General features: G+C 44.0%; 13 protein-coding genes and 1 tRNA gene. 6 read left to right on the top strand and 8 right to left on the bottom strand.

Annotated elements, in window-relative coordinates; translation table 11 throughout:
• Positions 1 to 32: 32 nt before the first annotated feature.
• Positions 33 to 2780, top strand: coding sequence for a hypothetical protein (locus C3B73_RS12800; protein ID WP_103666003.1), 2748 nt, complete (start codon positions 33 to 35; stop codon positions 2778 to 2780).
• Positions 2781 to 2783: 3 nt separating this feature from the next.
• A complete protein-coding gene (locus C3B73_RS12795) occupies positions 2784 to 4952 on the top strand; it encodes a CHASE2 domain-containing protein (RefSeq protein ID WP_103666002.1) in 2169 nt (722 codons plus the stop codon).
• Between the two features lie 11 nt (positions 4953 to 4963).
• Here C3B73_RS12795 and C3B73_RS12790 read toward each other — a convergent pair.
• From C3B73_RS12790 to tilS, 3 genes are all read right to left on the bottom strand, one after another.
• A tRNA-Ser gene (locus C3B73_RS12790) sits at positions 4964 to 5052 on the bottom strand.
• Positions 5053 to 5170: 118 nt separating this feature from the next.
• Positions 5171 to 5737 (bottom strand): hypoxanthine phosphoribosyltransferase, encoded by a 567-nt coding sequence (gene hpt, locus C3B73_RS12785; protein ID WP_103666001.1) that lies wholly within the window; start codon positions 5735 to 5737, stop codon positions 5171 to 5173.
• Entirely contained in the window at positions 5734 to 7083 is a 1350-nt protein-coding gene (tilS, locus tag C3B73_RS12780) for a tRNA lysidine(34) synthetase TilS (protein ID WP_103666000.1), read from the bottom strand. The genes hpt and tilS overlap by 4 nt, the downstream gene beginning before the upstream one ends.
• Before the next feature lie 140 nt (positions 7084 to 7223).
• On the opposite strand from tilS, the gene C3B73_RS12775 reads away from it, so the two are divergent.
• The 4 genes from C3B73_RS12775 to C3B73_RS12760 all read left to right on the top strand — a co-directional run bounded on the left by C3B73_RS12775 (position 7224) and on the right by C3B73_RS12760 (position 10980).
• Positions 7224 to 7748: a DUF1643 domain-containing protein gene (locus C3B73_RS12775; RefSeq protein WP_103665999.1), complete on the top strand. Its 525-nt coding sequence runs from the start codon at positions 7224 to 7226 to the stop codon at positions 7746 to 7748.
• Positions 7749 to 7823: 75 nt separating this feature from the next.
• On the top strand, positions 7824 to 9122 hold the full coding sequence (locus C3B73_RS12770; protein ID WP_103665998.1) for a M24 family metallopeptidase: 1299 nt from the start codon (positions 7824 to 7826) through the stop codon (positions 9120 to 9122).
• Positions 9123 to 9205: 83 nt separating this feature from the next.
• Positions 9206 to 10024: a dienelactone hydrolase family protein gene (locus C3B73_RS12765; protein ID WP_103665997.1), complete on the top strand. Its 819-nt coding sequence runs from the start codon at positions 9206 to 9208 to the stop codon at positions 10022 to 10024.
• Positions 10025 to 10188: 164 nt separating this feature from the next.
• Entirely contained in the window at positions 10189 to 10980 is a 792-nt protein-coding gene (locus C3B73_RS12760) for a class I SAM-dependent methyltransferase (protein WP_103665996.1), read from the top strand.
• A gap of 9 nt (positions 10981 to 10989) precedes the next feature.
• Here C3B73_RS12760 and C3B73_RS12755 read toward each other — a convergent pair whose 3' ends face one another.
• From C3B73_RS12755 to C3B73_RS12735, 5 genes are read right to left on the bottom strand one after another with little or no spacing between them, the layout of a single operon-like run.
• A complete protein-coding gene (locus tag C3B73_RS12755; RefSeq protein ID WP_103665995.1) occupies positions 10990 to 12213 on the bottom strand; it encodes a glycosyltransferase family 2 protein in 1224 nt (407 codons plus the stop codon).
• On the bottom strand, positions 12210 to 13907 hold the full coding sequence (locus tag C3B73_RS12750; RefSeq protein WP_198597361.1) for a glycoside hydrolase family 9 protein: 1698 nt from the start codon (positions 13905 to 13907) through the stop codon (positions 12210 to 12212). Before C3B73_RS12750 ends, C3B73_RS12755 begins: the two co-directional genes overlap by 4 nt.
• A 50-nt stretch (positions 13908 to 13957) precedes the next feature.
• The gene (locus C3B73_RS12745; protein ID WP_103665993.1) at positions 13958 to 14935 is read right to left on the bottom strand and encodes an acyltransferase; all 978 of its coding nucleotides are present in this window, start codon (positions 14933 to 14935) and stop codon (positions 13958 to 13960) included.
• A 42-nt stretch (positions 14936 to 14977) separates the two neighbouring features.
• Complete coding sequence (locus C3B73_RS12740) at positions 14978 to 15802, bottom strand: polysaccharide deacetylase family protein (RefSeq protein WP_198597360.1); 825 nt, start codon at positions 15800 to 15802, stop codon at positions 14978 to 14980.
• Positions 15803 to 15840: 38 nt separating this feature from the next.
• A complete protein-coding gene (locus tag C3B73_RS12735; protein ID WP_103665991.1) occupies positions 15841 to 17115 on the bottom strand; it encodes a carboxylate--amine ligase in 1275 nt (424 codons plus the stop codon).
• Positions 17116 to 17135: the final 20 nt, after the last annotated feature.

Below are 17135 nucleotides of genomic sequence, written 5' to 3'. Positions count from 1 at the left end.
GCTATAAAACTCATCAAAAATACATAGTCGGGATGCGGGTACTGTTCACATGTATTGGGGTGTTGATGGTTCTATACACCGGGACAGAAACGGCATGGGCCCAATACAATATTCAGCATCAGCCGCCTGTGGCTATGGAGCGAAACGGGACCACCCAACTTGAATTTTCGGTACCGGGATTACTGGAGTCTGATATTCAGCAAGCCCGGTTATTTTACAGATATGACGGGGACTTCAGTTACAGTCAGATGGAGGTGTATTTTCAGGATAATGACCTGGTTGCCGATTTTACGGTAGAGAATTCGAGCGCAAGCCTGGTTGAATATTACCTGGAAATAGAACTCCTGTCTGGCGAATCCCTTTACTTTCCGGCGATCTTACCCTCTGAAAATCCGGTACGTGTAGAGATCGTTGAAGAACTGCAACAAAGGTCGGATAAACCTGAGATGGAAGGCATCGACTACACCATCCTTTCCCCGCAATCCGAAAGCGGGGTCACCAAAGATGACGTATTGATCGCTGTTGCTCTGTTCTACGATATAAACACAGTTGAGGAGGGGCAGTTCAAGTTATATGTGAATGGGATCGATGTCAGTGAAGAGATGGATGCCAGTGATTATTACATCTCCTATAAACCCAAAGATCTAAGTTCGGGGGCGTATACGGTTGAACTTGTGTATGAAACCTCATCCGGTGAATTCTCGGTGGTGCGGTGGCCTTTTTCTGTAGTGGCACCGGGTGCGGCCTCTTTTACCGGTTTTGGTGAAAATAACATCCCAACTATATCTGCAGAGCTGACGGCGCGGAATCAGGTGATCTCAGGGGATGTCAATAATGCGTACACAGGCAGAAGCAGGATATCCGGTAAATATGGTTTGTGGAAATATTCCCTGAATGGATATCTGACCTCTCAGGAATCGAGCCGCCTTCAGCCACAGAACAGATATGGCATCGACCTGATGTACAGCAACTGGTTTGAATTCGAGGCCGGGCACGTGTATCCGTATATGAGTGATTTCACCATCACGGGACGAAGAATTCAGGGGATCAATTCGAATATCCGTACACCAAATGAGAAGCTTAATGTTCAGTTCATGTTTGGGCAGCTGGATCGACGTATCACCAATTTGTATGACAGCCTTACGGTACAGGAGGTGTTGAACAGTAATGGAGATCCGGTCAGTAAAAATTACATACTCACTTATGCCGATGAAGGGCGCGGAACCTTTACCCGGAATATCATAGGGGGAAGAATTGCCGCCGGGGATGAACGTAAATTTGAGATCGGGTTTCATGCTATGAAAATTGAGGATGACACGACCTCCATCCTCAATGCGAGAAATTACCTCGATATAATCAACTCCGGTCTGAACCTGAATTCCGGGCTTACCCCTGCAGATCGTGACAGCTTATTGAGCGATCCCTCACGGCTGACTGTGGATGGCGGTGCTGCCAAACCCAGGGAAAATGTGGTGTTGGGAACCGACCTGAAAATGGGGTTCATGGATAATACCCTTCGCCTGGAATCGGATGCGGCTTTAAGTGCCTTGAATAATGATGTGTATGGAGGTCCGCTGACCATCGAACGTGCGGATGATCTCGGTTTTGATATCACCAGTGGTACGGCAGATTTTCTGGATCGATTATCCTGGCTGATCGTTGTGAACGAAAATATGAGTGTACTTCCACTTCGCCTCAGGGAAAATGAAAATGGAGATCTTGAAGGCAGCCTGTTCATGCCAAACAGTGTGTTTGCCACAAATCATGAGTTGTCGTACAGAAACCGGTTCAACAATGCGAGGCTGCAGTATCGCTGGATCGGCCCTAACTTCTATTCTCTGGCTAATTCAACCATAAGAAGAGATGTGGCCGGCTTCACAGCCAGTGACCGACTCAATTTATTATCAAATCAGCTGTATCTGACGCTGGGACTTGAACACTTGAAAGACAACGTATCCGGCACCCGTGATGCCACGACCAAGACGATCACCTACCGAACCAATGCCAGCTGGTATCCCAATGATCGGTCACTGCCTCGGGTCAATCTTGGGTTCAGATATCGAAGCAGGGATAATGATGTGGGGCGGCAGAATTATTTGTTGTCACCTGATCTGATAAATTCAGCTGTATTTAACGTCAGGCAGGAAATAAGAACCATTAACGGGTCAGACTCACTCGTGACCGTTATCGCTCCCACCCCACGTCAGAATCATACTCTGAATGTTACAACAGGCATCACACAGCAATTCGAATTTATGGATGCAAGAAATGATGCCTCTTTGAATCTCAATACCCTGAACACGACCGATGAAGCCTTTGCTTACGGGGATGTAAAAAGCACTTCATTGTCTTTGAACCTGAACTCCAGGTTTTATGAGTTGCCGCTGGAAAGCCGTGTTGGTTTGACCTATAATTACACAACGTCAGGAAGTGGTCAGAATAAGGTCCGTATCACCGGGTTGTATGCCGGAGGTAATTATCGGTTGCTGGAAGATAAATTTTCCGTAAATGGACGGCTTGCTTTCACAAATAACAAAGTGGATTCCAGATCTTTGGATATCAATGAAAATGGCACATCAGAAGACCCAAAGGATGATTATTATGAATTTAGCGCCTTGACTGACTCCGACCGATTTCAAACCTATGTGATCCAACTGGGAGCCCGGTATGATTTTGATCAGTATCATGCCCTGTTATTTGATGCTAACCTGACCAATGTAAGTGGTGGAAATCAGGCCAATGACCGGATCGTTCAACTTCGATATCTCTTCAGGTTTTAACCTATGAGTGCAGAAAAAAAACAGACCAAACATACATCTCAGGTTATCATTATAGCCCTGTCTGCATTTTTGCTGTCTGTATTTCTGATCTTTATGAAACCGGTTCAAATGCTTGAACTCAGGCATCATGATCTGCTGTTTGAGTTAAGAGGTGAATTGGATGTGTCTGAGTCACCCGTCGTACTGGTTGCCATAAGTCAACAGGCTGATGAAGAGATCCCTTATAAATATCCCTGGCCGACAAATCTTCATGCCCGACTGGTTGATAATTTAAACCGTGCCGGCGCCAGGGTCATTGCCTTCGATGTTATTTTTGATAATCCGGATACCTATGGCTCCGAGAACGACTCACTCTTTGCGGCTTCGCTTGAGAGGCACGGAAATGTAATTCTCGGGGGTGAATTGCAGACCGAACAAACCAATGTATCTGAATTGATATCACCCCTCTTTCCAAATTCTGTTCTGCTGAATTCGAATCCAAATAAACCGGGATTGGTCAGGGTGTTTCCGGATCTGGATGGAGCCGTTCGCACCTATAACTTTGGCCATACTCACAGAGAAGAGGATTACTACAGGTTCGGCGTAGAAGTCGTAAGGAAGTACAAGGGAATTTCCTATGAAGAAGTGGATGATATTGATCCGGAAAACCGTTCAAAATTCTTTTCCTTAGGGCCGTTTCAGGTTCCAAAAGACCGTGCCAATTCCTTTCTGATCAACTACTATGGTCCTGAAGGCATCTTTCCTGAAGTATCGTTCGAGGAAGTTATTGACGACTCTTCCTATACCACCGTTTTTGAATCAGAGTTGGGAGCCTCTGTTAACAGTTTTGATGACCCCGAGTTTGGGCATCTTGAAGCAGGAGCGTTTAAGGATAAGATCGTTCTTGTGGGGGCTACCATGCCGTTATTGAAAGATTTTTATGCCACTCCATTTGCAAACGAAGGTAATAACGATCGACCCGGTTATCAGATACATGCCAATGCCATTCAAACCATTCTGGATAACAACTACTTATCCCGATTCAATAACTGGTACACATTGCTCATAATGTTTTTGTTTTGTGTGATCCTGGGATTTGTGAACCGGTATTTTAATGCCGTTTCCGGGTTTGTACTCGCCCTGATCCTGGCCGGTGCATTTTTTGGTGTGAGCTATTGGGCCTTTGTTTCATTCAACATCATAATGATGCTCACCGGCCCCATCCTTGCTTTGGCCATAACTCAAAGCGGGATGGTTGGCTATGAATATTATATGGAGCAGAAAGAGAAGAGAAGGATCAAAGGGATGTTTTCGTCTTACGTATCCCCGGAACTTGTGGATCAAATGATAAGCTCAGGTGAGGAACCTAAACTGGGTGGGAATGAGGTGTATATCACTGCATTTTTTAGTGATATCGTTTCTTTTTCAACCTTTTCAGAACAATTAAGGCCGGATCAATTGGTGAAGCTTATCAATGAATATCTGGATGCGATGACGGGCATCATCAACAATCAGGAAGGCACGCTGGATAAATATATTGGGGATGCCATTGTTTCCTTTTTCGGGGCTCCCGTCGAAACAGAGGGTCACGCCCATAAAGCCTGTAAAACGGCATGCCTGATGCAACTTGAACTGAAGAAACTAACCCAAAAGTGGGAAAGTGAAGGCTGGCCGGACCTGGTGGTGAATATGAGGCAGCGCATTGGCATCAATACAGGGTTGATGATCACCGGGAATATGGGATCTTCAAAACGGTTCAACTATACCATGATGGGAGATAACGTGAATCTGGCAGCCAGATGTGAAAGCGGGGCTCAGTTCTATGGTGTGGAAACCATGGTAACGGAATCGACCAAACAGGAAGCAGAGTCTTATCAGGATGATCTCATTTTCAGAAAGCTAGATCAGATCGTGGTGAAGGGAAAAACTAAACCCGTGAATGTTTATGAACTGACGGGATCAAAAGAGCATGTATCAGAGGATCTTCTTGAAAGGAATCGCCTTTTTGAGGAAGGATTAGAAGCCTACTTAGAACTGGATTGGGACAGAGCGATCTCGTTATTCAAACGATCATCGGAGTTAGAATTGCATGAACACAATCCATCCGGGGTATTTATACAACGCTGTGAGGAGATGAGAAAAGATCCACCAGAGGAGAACTGGAAAGGTGTATTTGTGATGGAGCAGAAATAGAATAAAAAATGCGGAGAGAGAGGGATTCGAACCCTCGATACCTCGTTGGAGGTATACTCCCTTAGCAGGGGAGCGCTTTCAGCCACTCAGCCATCTCTCCGTTTTTTGGAGGGCAACAAATATAGCGAGCTTTGGGTACTAATAGCAACCTTTTCCGGGCAATTCCTGAAGATGATTTCAAAGCCCTTATTAGTGACGATAACCGGAAATTATTTTGATCAGCCTTTGTCGTCAATGACGTAGATCTGCGAGAGATTCCGGCCTTCCTGAGCATAATCTAATCCGTATCCTAAAACGAATGCATCAGGGATCTCAAAGCCAACGTAATCGAGTTGGACATCATGCTTGGTAGCCTCTTTCTTGTGAAGTAATGTGCATACAGAAACAGAAGCAGGGCTGTTCTCTTTGATGCGCTTGACCATGTAATTCATAGACAGCCCGGTATCAACGATATCTTCTACAAGAATGACGTGGCGGCCTTCGATCTTGGCATCGATATGCTTGAGTTCGGTTACCTGACCGGAAGAAACCTTTTCATCTCCATAACTGCTTAATTTCATAAAATCGACCTCGCAAGGAATGCTTACGTGGCGCATCAGGTCAGCCAGAAAGATAAAGGCACCGTTCAGGATCCCGATAAAGATCGGCTTCTTTCCTTCGAAATCTTTATCCAGTTTACTGCCAAGCTGATTCATTCGCTCATCGATCTGTTCCTTGGTGATGTAGAGCTTGAAAGTTTCTCCGTTGCAGGTTACAGTATCAGGTTGGTAAAACTTGGAACTCATGGTGTCTGAAAATTAATGGTCAAAAAGGTTTCGGTGGTGTCTTCGCATTTCACGAGATCTGAGATCATGCCCAATTCTTTAATATCGGCATTCTCAGGATAAATAATGGCGTAAATAGTACTATCTGATCCGCACAATACCAAAGCTTTTTCACGCAAAATTGTGGGGATCTTACGATTGGTAAGATGATCGGATACGTTTTGTGATCCCGTCATACCCAGTGGCTGAATGGCATCACCGGGTTCCCATGGCCTGATCTCAAGTGGCCACGATAGCCTGGAGGCATCCATGCGAAGGTTCGGAGACTGAGGTTCCTGTTCGGAAATATTGAGCGTGAAGAAAGCGGCCTCAAACCCGGATTCAACCTTATCTTTTTCAATTAAATGAGATCCGAAAGAGTCCTCATTAGTATCGCCATGAAGCCTAAGAAGGTCGCGGTCGCGTGTTAGTTTGAGCCTGCCAAATTGAATACTTTTTCCGGTCTGCAATGATCCAATGTTCGACAGATCGAGGAGCTGCTGTTTTGAATAGGAACCTTCAAGGCCGTGATCATCCAGAAATTGTTTTAAAACCGCACGCTTCAGTTCGGGTTCAAGTTCCTGCAGTTTTTGTATATCGAGAAACCGATCACCGGACATGTTTTTCAGTACAAGATCAACCGCCGAAGTGTAAGCCGAGCCAAATTCACTGAGGTCGAGCAAGTTTTGTTGCCACCCCGGGAAAAATCTATCCATCTCAGGTGAGAGCTCATTTCGAATGAAATTGCGGGCAAAATCAGAGTCAAGATTACTTTCATCCATTCGGTAAGGAACCGCTTCAGATTCACAGAATGTGAGGATCTGTTCCTTGTCAAATGGCAATAATGGTCGCAGTATTTCACTGTCCCAATCCTGCATTCCCTGCCATGCGGTAGGGGCACTGCCGCGAAGGATCTTCTGGAAAATGGTTTCCACCTGATCATCTTTGTGATGAGCGGTAATGATAGCAGCAGCATTCAGATCCTTTTTGAAATCCCGAAAGAACTGATAACGTTGTTCACGCGCCCAGTTTTGAAAGTTTTGATTGTTAGCTTCTGAGGGATCAGGTGAAACGGAGCAACTTTCAAATCCCCACGAAAATGCCATTTGTTCCACGAGCTCCTGATCTTTATCAGATGAGGTTCCTCGCTTTCCGTAATTGACATGCACCACAAATACATTTCGGTTGAGCTTGTGTAAAAGATACAGCAGTGCCATGGAATCAGGACCACCGCTCACTCCAATAATGAACCGGTCATCCCCCTTAAAGTGCTCGGACAATACCTCCTCGAGGTGTTTCTGTAAATGATCTGACAATGTATTAGCCATATAAAAAAGTATGGAAAAATAGACGAAGATAGAATGACCGATCAGGAATAGTTGATAGGGTGGGATAGCGGAGGAAAATCGGTTTTAAGAGTGTAACAAAAGCCTGTATCTTTGAGGCCGAATTTTAACCAACAGCTACTATGTTTGCAGACAGAGAGTGGATCTATCATCATGATGAACCTTTAACGCGATATTCTTTGGGGCAGGAAGGAGGTAATCCGCTGATCTGCTTTGGGGTGAACCCCAGTACTGCGAAGCCCCACGACCTGGATCCGACGGTTGCCTCAGTTGCAAGATTTGCGAGAGATCATGGATACGAAGGATGGCTGATGTTCAATCTATATCCTCAAAGAGCGACCAATCCTGATAAGATGCACCAGCATTTTCAGAAGAAGATCCACCAAAAGAATATGGATGTTATTGAAGATTTAACAAAAGGGGTGGCTGCCGATATCTGGTGTGCCTGGGGAACACTCATCGAGAAGAGGCCCTACCTTTCAAGATGTTTGAGAGATATCTACGAGGTGTTGAAGGACAATGATTGCACATTTTTTAAACGAGGGAGGATCTCTAAAGCCGGTCACCCTCATCATCCGCTTTACCTGAAAAAAACGGCTCCGGCTGAACCTTTCCCGATCAAAGAGTACGTTCACGAAGTTCTGTAAAACAAGGTCAACACGATTGGCAGGTATGCATCAGATAATGTAGCTTCGTACTTCAATCCAAATCATTACATACCTATGTTGAAGTATCTCATCTCACTTTTGTTATTTGCCTCAGCTTGTGCGCCTGAAAATATTGAAACTGTTGAGTGGGGTGAATCACCCTGGCCTGAGATCAGAAAAGAACGTATTTCAACACTTTTGCCACAGGCAATGGATGCAGCAGGCGTGGATCTTTGGCTCGTTGTCTGCAGGGAAAATAACAACGACCCAATTGCTGATCATATTGGCGGGGAAAATGCAGGCGGCACGGCGGCTTTTTTATTCTATAAAGACGAGTCCGGATTTCATTCCCGGGTATATTCTCCGGTTGGGGAAGCCACTGCCCTGGGTGAGTTAGATATCCATGATGAAGTGATCCCGGTGGAACGGGGCCTGTCGGCTATTGATGAAGCCGTGATGTTCATCAGAGGTAACGAATTCAATACAATAGCTGTGAATTCGTCTGATAATAACGCACAAGCCGATGGTCTGAGTTACACTCAAAGAGTCGAATTGGAGGAAAAACTGGGACCGGAGTTATCGGAAAAGCTGATCTCTTCGGAAGAACTCATTTACGAGTGGTTGTCAGTCAAGCTTGATAAAGAAGTTGAGATCATGACGAGAGCCGCAGAATTGACAGCAGAATGGGAAATCGAGGCTTATGATATGATCATTCCCAGGGAAACCACAGATGCAGAAGTGGCGGCCTTTCTAAAAAATAAAATGGAGCAGTACGGGGTAAAGGATGCCTGGAATCCAAGTCAGAATCCCAATGTGAATTCGGGACCGGACCGTGGTCATTCCCATGCTACCGAAAAGGTGATCATGCCGGGAGATGTCATACAAACGGATTTTGGAATCAAACTATATGACAGGTGGGTGAGTGATATTCAGCGCTTTGCGTATGTCTTGAAGGAAGGTGAAAGTCAGGCTCCGGATGATATTCAGTTCTACTGGGAATCAGCGAAGGCAGGTAACCGTGCAGCCTTTAACGCGATGGCTCCCGGAGTTAAAGGCGTTGAGGTTGATGCTGCCCAAAGAGAACTGATGGAAAAGAATAATTCAGAATATGTGATGTGGAGTACCGGTCACCCGGTTGGTTACGTTGCCCACGACACCGGTCCAAATCTTGGCGGGTCACAGTCACCTTCTATTCGTCCTGCAGCACAAAAAGTGCTGAAACCCGGAATGGTATTCGCCTTTGACGGATTTCACAGCTGGGCGTTGAGTGATAGTACCTATAAAACCATATCCGTTGAGGAGATGGTGGTGATCACTGAAGATGGTGCCCGCTTTTTGGTCGAACCACAGGAAGAACTCATCCTTGTAGATTGAAGAGAAGATCAAACCGGTTGAAACATTATTAACGCTCTAAGTGTTAAACGGTTGAATTGATAATAAACCAAAAAAATATTCCTATGAAAAAACTTATGACCATGGCCTTTGTACTCCTATTATTAGGTGCGTGTGCCCAAACTGAAACGCGAGATTCCGGTCCCAGTGTAGTAGGGCAGGAGATTAGTTATGAAATGGATGGCCTGACGATGAACGGGTATATTGCTCAGGATGAAAATGATTTCAGTAAAAGACCCGGTATGCTGGTTGTTCATGAATGGTGGGGACATGATGAGCATGCCCGGAACAGTGCAGAAAAACTGGCTGAGTTGGGTTATGTAGCTCTTGCTGTAGATATGTATGGAAATGGAAAACAAGCAGACCATCCGGAAGATGCCATGCAGTTTTCCGGTGAAGTGATGGGAAACTTTGAAAATGCACAGGCTCGGTTTAATGCCGCTTTGGAAACATTAAAAGATCAGGACAATGTTGATCCTGAAAAGATCGGGGCGATAGGTTATTGCTTTGGTGGAAGTGTGGTCCTTGCAATGGCGCACTCCGGAGCTGATCTGGATGGAGTTGCGGCCTTTCATGCCGGACTACAACTGCCTGTGATGCCGGAGGATAGTATCGATACAAGAATACTGATATTGAATGGATCGGCTGACCCTATGGTCACGGAAGAGCATGTATCTACCCTGACCGGTGCCTATGAAAGCATCAGTGCGGATTACCAGTATATCAGTTATGAAGGAGCACAGCATGCGTTTACAAACCCGGGGGCTGATTCTTTGGGACAGAAATTTGAATTGCCTCTTGCTTACGATGCCGAAGCAGACAGTTTATCCTGGGAAGAGATGAAGACATTTTTTAACGAGACGTTTGAGTCAGATTCTGATTAAGAAACAAGATGATATCCTGATTTCTAAAGGCATCGCACAGAGCGATGCCTTTTTTTTGTTTATAGAAAAGCAGATTGAATAAATCAGTTGATAATGATATATATTGGCTGCTGTGGGTAGTATTTAGTGAATAACAGGGGAATTTAAATGGAAGGTAAAACAACATGGGTACTAAGACAGAAAACACAGAGCTTTTTACAGATAAATCAGAATCGTATGCCAAATACAGATCCGGATATCCCGAGGAAATGATCGAGAAGATCATTGAGTCGTTCAGGGGACAAAATGAAATTCAAGTTGCTGATATAGGGGCCGGAACAGGAATCTCATCCAGACTTTTAGGCAATACCGGCGCTAAGGTGACAGCAGTTGAGCCAAACCAAGCTATGGCCGAGGCTGCTGAAGAACACCCAAATGTGAAGTATGTAATAGCTCCTGCAGAAACCACCGGATTAGAAAATAATTCATTCGATATCGTATCATCGTTTCAGGCCTTTCATTGGTTTCATTTCAGGGAAAGCCTTAAAGAGTTCAACCGGATCCTGAAGCCGGGTGGTAAGCTAGCTTTGGTATGGAGTTACTGGGATGAGACGGATGAGTTTACGGGGAAATACCTGAAGATCATTGAAGAGGCTACCAATAAAAATACGGAGCATGTATCACCTTATGATGGATTCCCCGCCGGGTTTATTAAGAAATGGCGGATCCGATTCCTGTGGAAATTCAGGACGATGCCTTATTTCAGGAATGTAGAACGGCTTAGGTACAGTTATGTGCAAAAAATGGATGCAGAGGCTTTGATCGGATGCGCACATTCCCAGAGTTATCTCATTCATGAAGGTGAAGAGTGGAACATGTTATGCAATAAAATTGAGGATCTGTACGACTCAAATAGATCAAGTGGTACAGACCTGAAATACAAGGTTAACTTGTTTATCGGTTCACCCCGGAAGTAGAATTTATTTTTAGCTTTGAGAGCTGTCAGTAGCCACCTTCTGTTCTCGGGCAGTGCGTACCCAATCTTCTTGCTTACCGTTACTAAAAGCCTTGAGATAGAGCATAAGCTTCCAGATAGCGTATTTTGGGACATGAATTAGCGCTTTGTAAAGATCCCGATCCACATCTGCGGCTTTAAAACCGATCAATAGATGAATTATCGAAAGGAGGAATAAACCTCCCCATAATACTGTGAAGAGTAAAAAAGATCCAATGCCAAAAAGGGCCGGGATAAGGTTCAGCATCGAAAAGATCAGTATCAGGATCATCAGGTTTACCATGGGGGGCATGATAAGGTCTGTGAACGTATCCAGGTAAGTGATCTTACCGGTTCGGAAAAACTTCTTGATCAAAGGGATACTATATCGTGCAATGATAGGATAACGTCCTATTTCCCATCTTTCCCGCTGAGATTCAGCATTCTTTGAGTTTTCCGGCATTTTTGCAGTTACAGTTGCCTCTGGGGCAAACTGTATGTGTTCCCCCTTAAGCATCAGCAGGATGCCGTACTCAATATCCTCGGTGAGTGAGTATGCTTTCCAGGGGATGTTTTTCAAAACCTCAGGATGAAAACACATACCGTTACCCCTTAAACCCATCGAGAGCTTAAGAAAGTTTCTGCCTAAAGGTCGGACAAGATTATATAGGGTAAAGCCGATCCGCGTCATTTCACTGCTCCAGACTCCGGGTTGTGGCTGCACCAGGTCGCTGCTTTGTATGACCCGGCTGCCGTTTTCCATGTAGTGATTCATGACACACAAATAGTTGCCGGAGATCTGACTGTCAGCATCAAAGACTATAATTCCTTCAAATTCATCTTTATTGAGGATCTCAGAAAAAGCGAACCTCAATGCATGTCCTTTTCCTTTTAAGGTTTCGTGATTTCTCTCTAAAACGGTTGCACCAATGTTTGTTGCGATCTGAGCTGTTTGATCCGTACAATTATCGGCGATCACAAAAACCTCGTACTTATTCTTTGGGTAGATCAGTGAAAACAGACTGTAAAGTGTTTGTGAGATCAGTAATTCTTCATTGTGAGCGGGAATCACAATAGCGAATTTACGGTACCTGTCAGCCGTAAAGTCCCTCTTCTTTTTGTTGAAAAGAGCAAAAATGCTCAGGGTAAAAACATAAAATATGAACAGCGCAATGATGCTGAAAATAATAGCTTGAAGAATATGGATGATGATCATAATGTGTGTTCTTTAGTGGCTGGTGGGTGGGAGAAATATCCAAGTACGTAACTAAGAGTTGCGGTATAATTTATGGCCGGTTCATTGACCATATAATTCCTGAAGTTGTCTTCATAATTTTTTGCCTGAAATTCTGAGATTGGCTTGTTGTTGAGGTGGGTGGAATAATTGGCGCCACCAACCAACATACCGGGTATAGGATCAGGATGCAGAGTCAGTGCCGAAAATTGGTGATACGGGTCTTTTACAGGGTTTGAACCGAGTCCGGTTACAAATGAAATGCCAATGGGGTTTCGACCAAACATGTAATGTAAATGATCTTTGGCGGCATCTCTGTATTGCCGGATACCGTGGATCTTAAATGCCTGAATTAGGTCAAAGGCATAACCTAAGGCAATACTGTTTGACCCCCAGTAATATTCATTATTCTTGAGTGAGTATTTATAGGGATTGGCATTAGTTCGGTTCAATATAGATTCAGCGTAATCCTTTGAAAGCGATAAAAGATCATTGTACACATCGATATCTAATCCCGGTGTTGTTAGATTGAGGTTGAGATATGAATAGAAGGCGAAATTCCTAAGATCCTGCCAGGATGGGACATAAAAAGAGCGGTTCCAGAATTTGTTATAGTTGACCTGAAAGAAGTCGAGAAATTCTGTATTCCCCGTCATCTTAAATAATTCAACAGCCGCAAAGAGTCTTTCATCGAGATCAATTTGATCACCATATTCTCCGCCATATACGTCAGGTGGATTTGTGAAACCACCTAATGGGACGGTAACCGGATTTTGATCAAGAAAACCCCACGCCTTTAAGGCTGCTCTGTTAAGTTCGGATGAAAAAGCGGGGTTTATATCACTAAAAACACCGGCCCCTAAAGCAAACACACCGGCTGCTCCGGCTGTTGCAGTGCTGCTGATATGAAATATGTACTGACGGGTTGAGTCCTGATCAGGCAGATGCTCACCGTTCCACTCTTTTATAGAGACTTTATGATGTACCCCCCCATTTGAGTTCTGAATTTTTAAAAGCCAGCGCAGGCCAACCTGAATCTCATCTAAAATATCAGGTATTCCATTAGAACTTTCAGGGATCGAAAAATGACCGTCCACATATTTTTGAGGGGCTTCGAGGTATTGATGGATCAAAAGTGCAATGCTGTAAGAATGTGTTACGGCAAACCGGTTGTAATCACCGGCATCGTGCCAGCCTCCCGATACATCTTCGTGAGGTACTTCATTGTGATAATAATGTGCCAAATTTAAGTGACAGGCTTTGTGTGAACCATATTCAGACAAAACCTCAACACCACAACGCTGCAGATAGAAACTTTTAAGGACCTTGCTAAGAGCCTTGTTATAGATCCCCTGGCCGACCTGAAATTCGTAGGAAGCACCCTCATCCGTATCGAGCTGAATTTTGTAGGATCCCGCTTTATTTAAGCCACTGAAATCTATTGTTTTGACAAGATCGCCTGCCTGGGCGGCAAAGGTTGGCTCTGAAGTGATCGGTGATTGCAATTCCGTTTCACCAGTCTCAATATTGATCACAGAAAATGTTGTGGCATAAGGATCGGTAACAAATCCGATCTTGGCTTCATGAGGCAGATATCCAAGATTGTTAACCAAAATAGGGGGAGCTTCTGTTGCCGTTTTTGTGCATCCGGCATGAAGGTATAAAACAGCGAGCATTGTGATGGATGCTCGCCATAATGAAGCTGAGTTATATGTTGATTGGGTTATCATTTATTCATCACATAGGTAGATTTAACGGAATCTGAGACAGATCCGGCAGTCCATTGGTAGATCTTTTGCAGGGTATTCAGCTTTAGGTATCCGGACTCATGGCTCTCAAATAAAAATTCGTTCTCAATAGATTTAAGGATCTTGAGGTGATTGTCGGCCGACCAGTTGTCAATGGAACTTACTGATGTGTGATGTGGTAATTCGTGGGCATCGGTTCCTGTTACCGATCTGATGATACCATCAATCTTGTTTTTAATTCTGCAATCGATGGCACTATCATTTTTGGAGGTGGCTTCTTCAAAATCATTTGGTGATATCTTTTTAATGACTTTTGCAGGAACCCCACCGGCAATTACGTTGGGTGGGATCACACCTGATACCACACTTCCTGCAGCGATCACAGATCCCCTACCAATTACTGACCCTTTCATAACCAAAACCCGGGAACTCAGCCAAACGTCATCCTCTATAATAATGGGTATCCCTTTAGCCGTTGTGAAATCTTTTCCGGGAACGTGAAAGTCGGTGTCATGGATCATACAATAAGGGCCGATCTTTACACGATCTCCGATGCTTACTTTGTTCTCAGCGCATATGGTTGTTCCAAAGTTCACGAACACATCATCTCCCATCTCCAGAAGACCCTCAGGATATGAAACAAGATCACAGGCAACGCTTCTTGAGCAGATATTGACGTTATCCCCAAGCTTCATTTGACCGAGATTGACCAGATAAGGTTTTTTTTCAACCCTTGGATGCTTTCCTACCGAATCAACCTTTCTGAGATACACCCTTGAAACAAGAATATTATACATGAACGAAAAACCTTTATGGATCAGGTAACTAAGTGGATAATTCTTATCTCTTTCAAGGCTCTTGCCAACGCGGTTCAATAACCAGCTATTCTTTGAAGCCAAACGCTTTGAAAGCTTAGTGGCCAGGTTTTGATCTGTATGTCTGTTTTCGGTACTCATTGATTGTCCATACTGCTAAAAGGATTGGTGTGTGAAATAGGATTATCCAACTGAAAAAATGCGTTTTTTGAGTTTGGATCCGTTTACCTCTACGGCATCAAGCGGTGTAAGAACCCTAAGGGCAAAACCAAGGGCGCCCATGTTATTTTTGATAGTAATGCGGTGAATGTTGAATAAGGACTCCCCAAAACTGGTTGGTCCCGAATAGACCGTGCACCCAAAAGAGAACCCGGCATCTTTTACGATCTGCTGTATAGCTTTATTTTCAAGCCCATAGGGATAGCAAAATGAAGTGACCTCGCTTCCGAGCAATCGTTCAAGGCTCTCTTTTGATTCAAAAATCTCTCGTTCTGCTTCTTCTAAAGATATCTCGGTTAACTTCGGGTGAGTACAGGAATGTGCACCAATTTCAAAGCCTTCATTATGAAGTTGCACAAGTTCCTTATCAGACATCAAAGGTACACGATCAATTTCACTGGGATCATCCCAGGCATTTTCGGTTATACTGCGATCACCGAGGGCAAAGATCACTGCTCTCATCCCAAATTCTTTTAAAAGAGGATAACCGATCTCGTAAAAGTCTTTATAGGCATCATCAAAGGTGATGATCACCGGTTTTTTTGGAAGTTCAATTTCATTTTGAAAGTGAAGCTTAAGGTCATTGAACGTAATTGCCGTATAGTTGAAGGCTTCGAGTACTTTAAGGTGTTCCCTGAAGGAACTTTGCTCTACGGCGGTCCAATGATTGTTCACACGAGCCTCTGCTGCATCCATAAGGCGGTGGTACATCAAGACTTTAACTTCTTTCACCCTTTTATCTGTGTTGTGAGGTAACTGAGTTAGGGTATGTACGGCTTGTTCTTTCATGGTACTATGTGTGTTGTGTTCAAAATTTGTGGTTATGATCAATGAGCCGATTGAATGGGTTGAGTGTTAAAATCGTGTTCCTCCGGAATGATATCGGAGGGGGCTTTTCTCTTGAATTTTGATTTCAACCTTCTGTTTAAAATGAATTGGATGTTTTTTACGATAGGCAGTGGGTCTTTAAGCATATTTCCCCCAATAACATGTTCCCCAGAATAGGTTCTTATCCATTGCCGAAAGGTCATTTCACCGGCTTTTTTATACTGTAAAAAGGCTTTTATGTCTTTCCCGAGGTCTATGAATGCTACATTTCTTTTATAACCGTCAGGTTTAGTAGGTGCATTAACGTTAACCTTTTCTCCAGTAAGGTCGCTGTAATAAAGGGCCGGTAAGTTCATCCCGGCGGCTGTGCCCAGGTAGTTCCAGAAACTGTTTCGTACATGCATTTCCATGATGTACGGTTTGTGTGATTCTTCATGGACTTTGTATTGAACGTTAACCAGTCCTTTAAGGTGGAGATTCTTAACCATGCCGGCAGTCTGGTCTATGATCTCTTTTTCTTCCACTGTTTGAACGTAGCAACCGGTGCCCGCACCAATTGGGTAAACCCGTTTTTTCTGAGCAATATAGATCGCTTTGATATCTTCCTGATCATTGATGTACATGTTCAGGGAATAAAGGTGTGCATCATCACCGGGTATATATTCCTGAATAATTGCACGGTCAGATAAATCTTTGATGGATTCAAAAAAGTCTTCAAGCTCTTTGAGGGAATGGCATACGTAGGCTTTTTTGTAATCTCCCACTCTTTCGGTAAACCCGGGAACCCACCAATCCTGTTTGAAGGCAGGCTTGATGATACAAGGAAAAGGCACTTTGTCCTTCACGGCGTGAAATTCCTTCTCGTTTGAGAAAAAGTAGGAGATAGGTGATGGTAAATGATATTCCCTCGATAGTGAGCAGAATTCCCGTTTGTCAAGTAATCCCTGAACCAGGTGTTTATCCGGGTACAGGAAGTGAAAGTAAGGTTCCAGTTTTTCACGGTGTTCTGAGAACATTAAAATGGCTCTGTCATCATCGCTTATAAAAACAGCTTTGCTCTTTTGTTGTTTGCCGTATTCAATGAGCTCATCAATAAAATGCTCTGATGTGTAGTCATCGAAATGCACTTTTTTGACCACATACTTTGAGAATAAAGCCGGGTTGTCTTTAAAGAAACTACCTGAATGGACCGGAATACCGGCCTCACCAAGGCTGTGTACTACGCCTATTTCACTGCAACAAAGGGCAGGCGGAAGATTTTTTTGTGTTTTCATAGGAGACCTCTCATTTATTA

The sequence above is a fragment of the Gracilimonas amylolytica genome (assembly GCF_002911695.1).
Lineage (GTDB): Bacteria > Bacteroidota > Rhodothermia > Balneolales > Balneolaceae > Gracilimonas > Gracilimonas amylolytica.
Note: the sequence above shows the minus strand (reverse complement) of the source record. Positions and strands in the feature narration are given on the sequence as shown.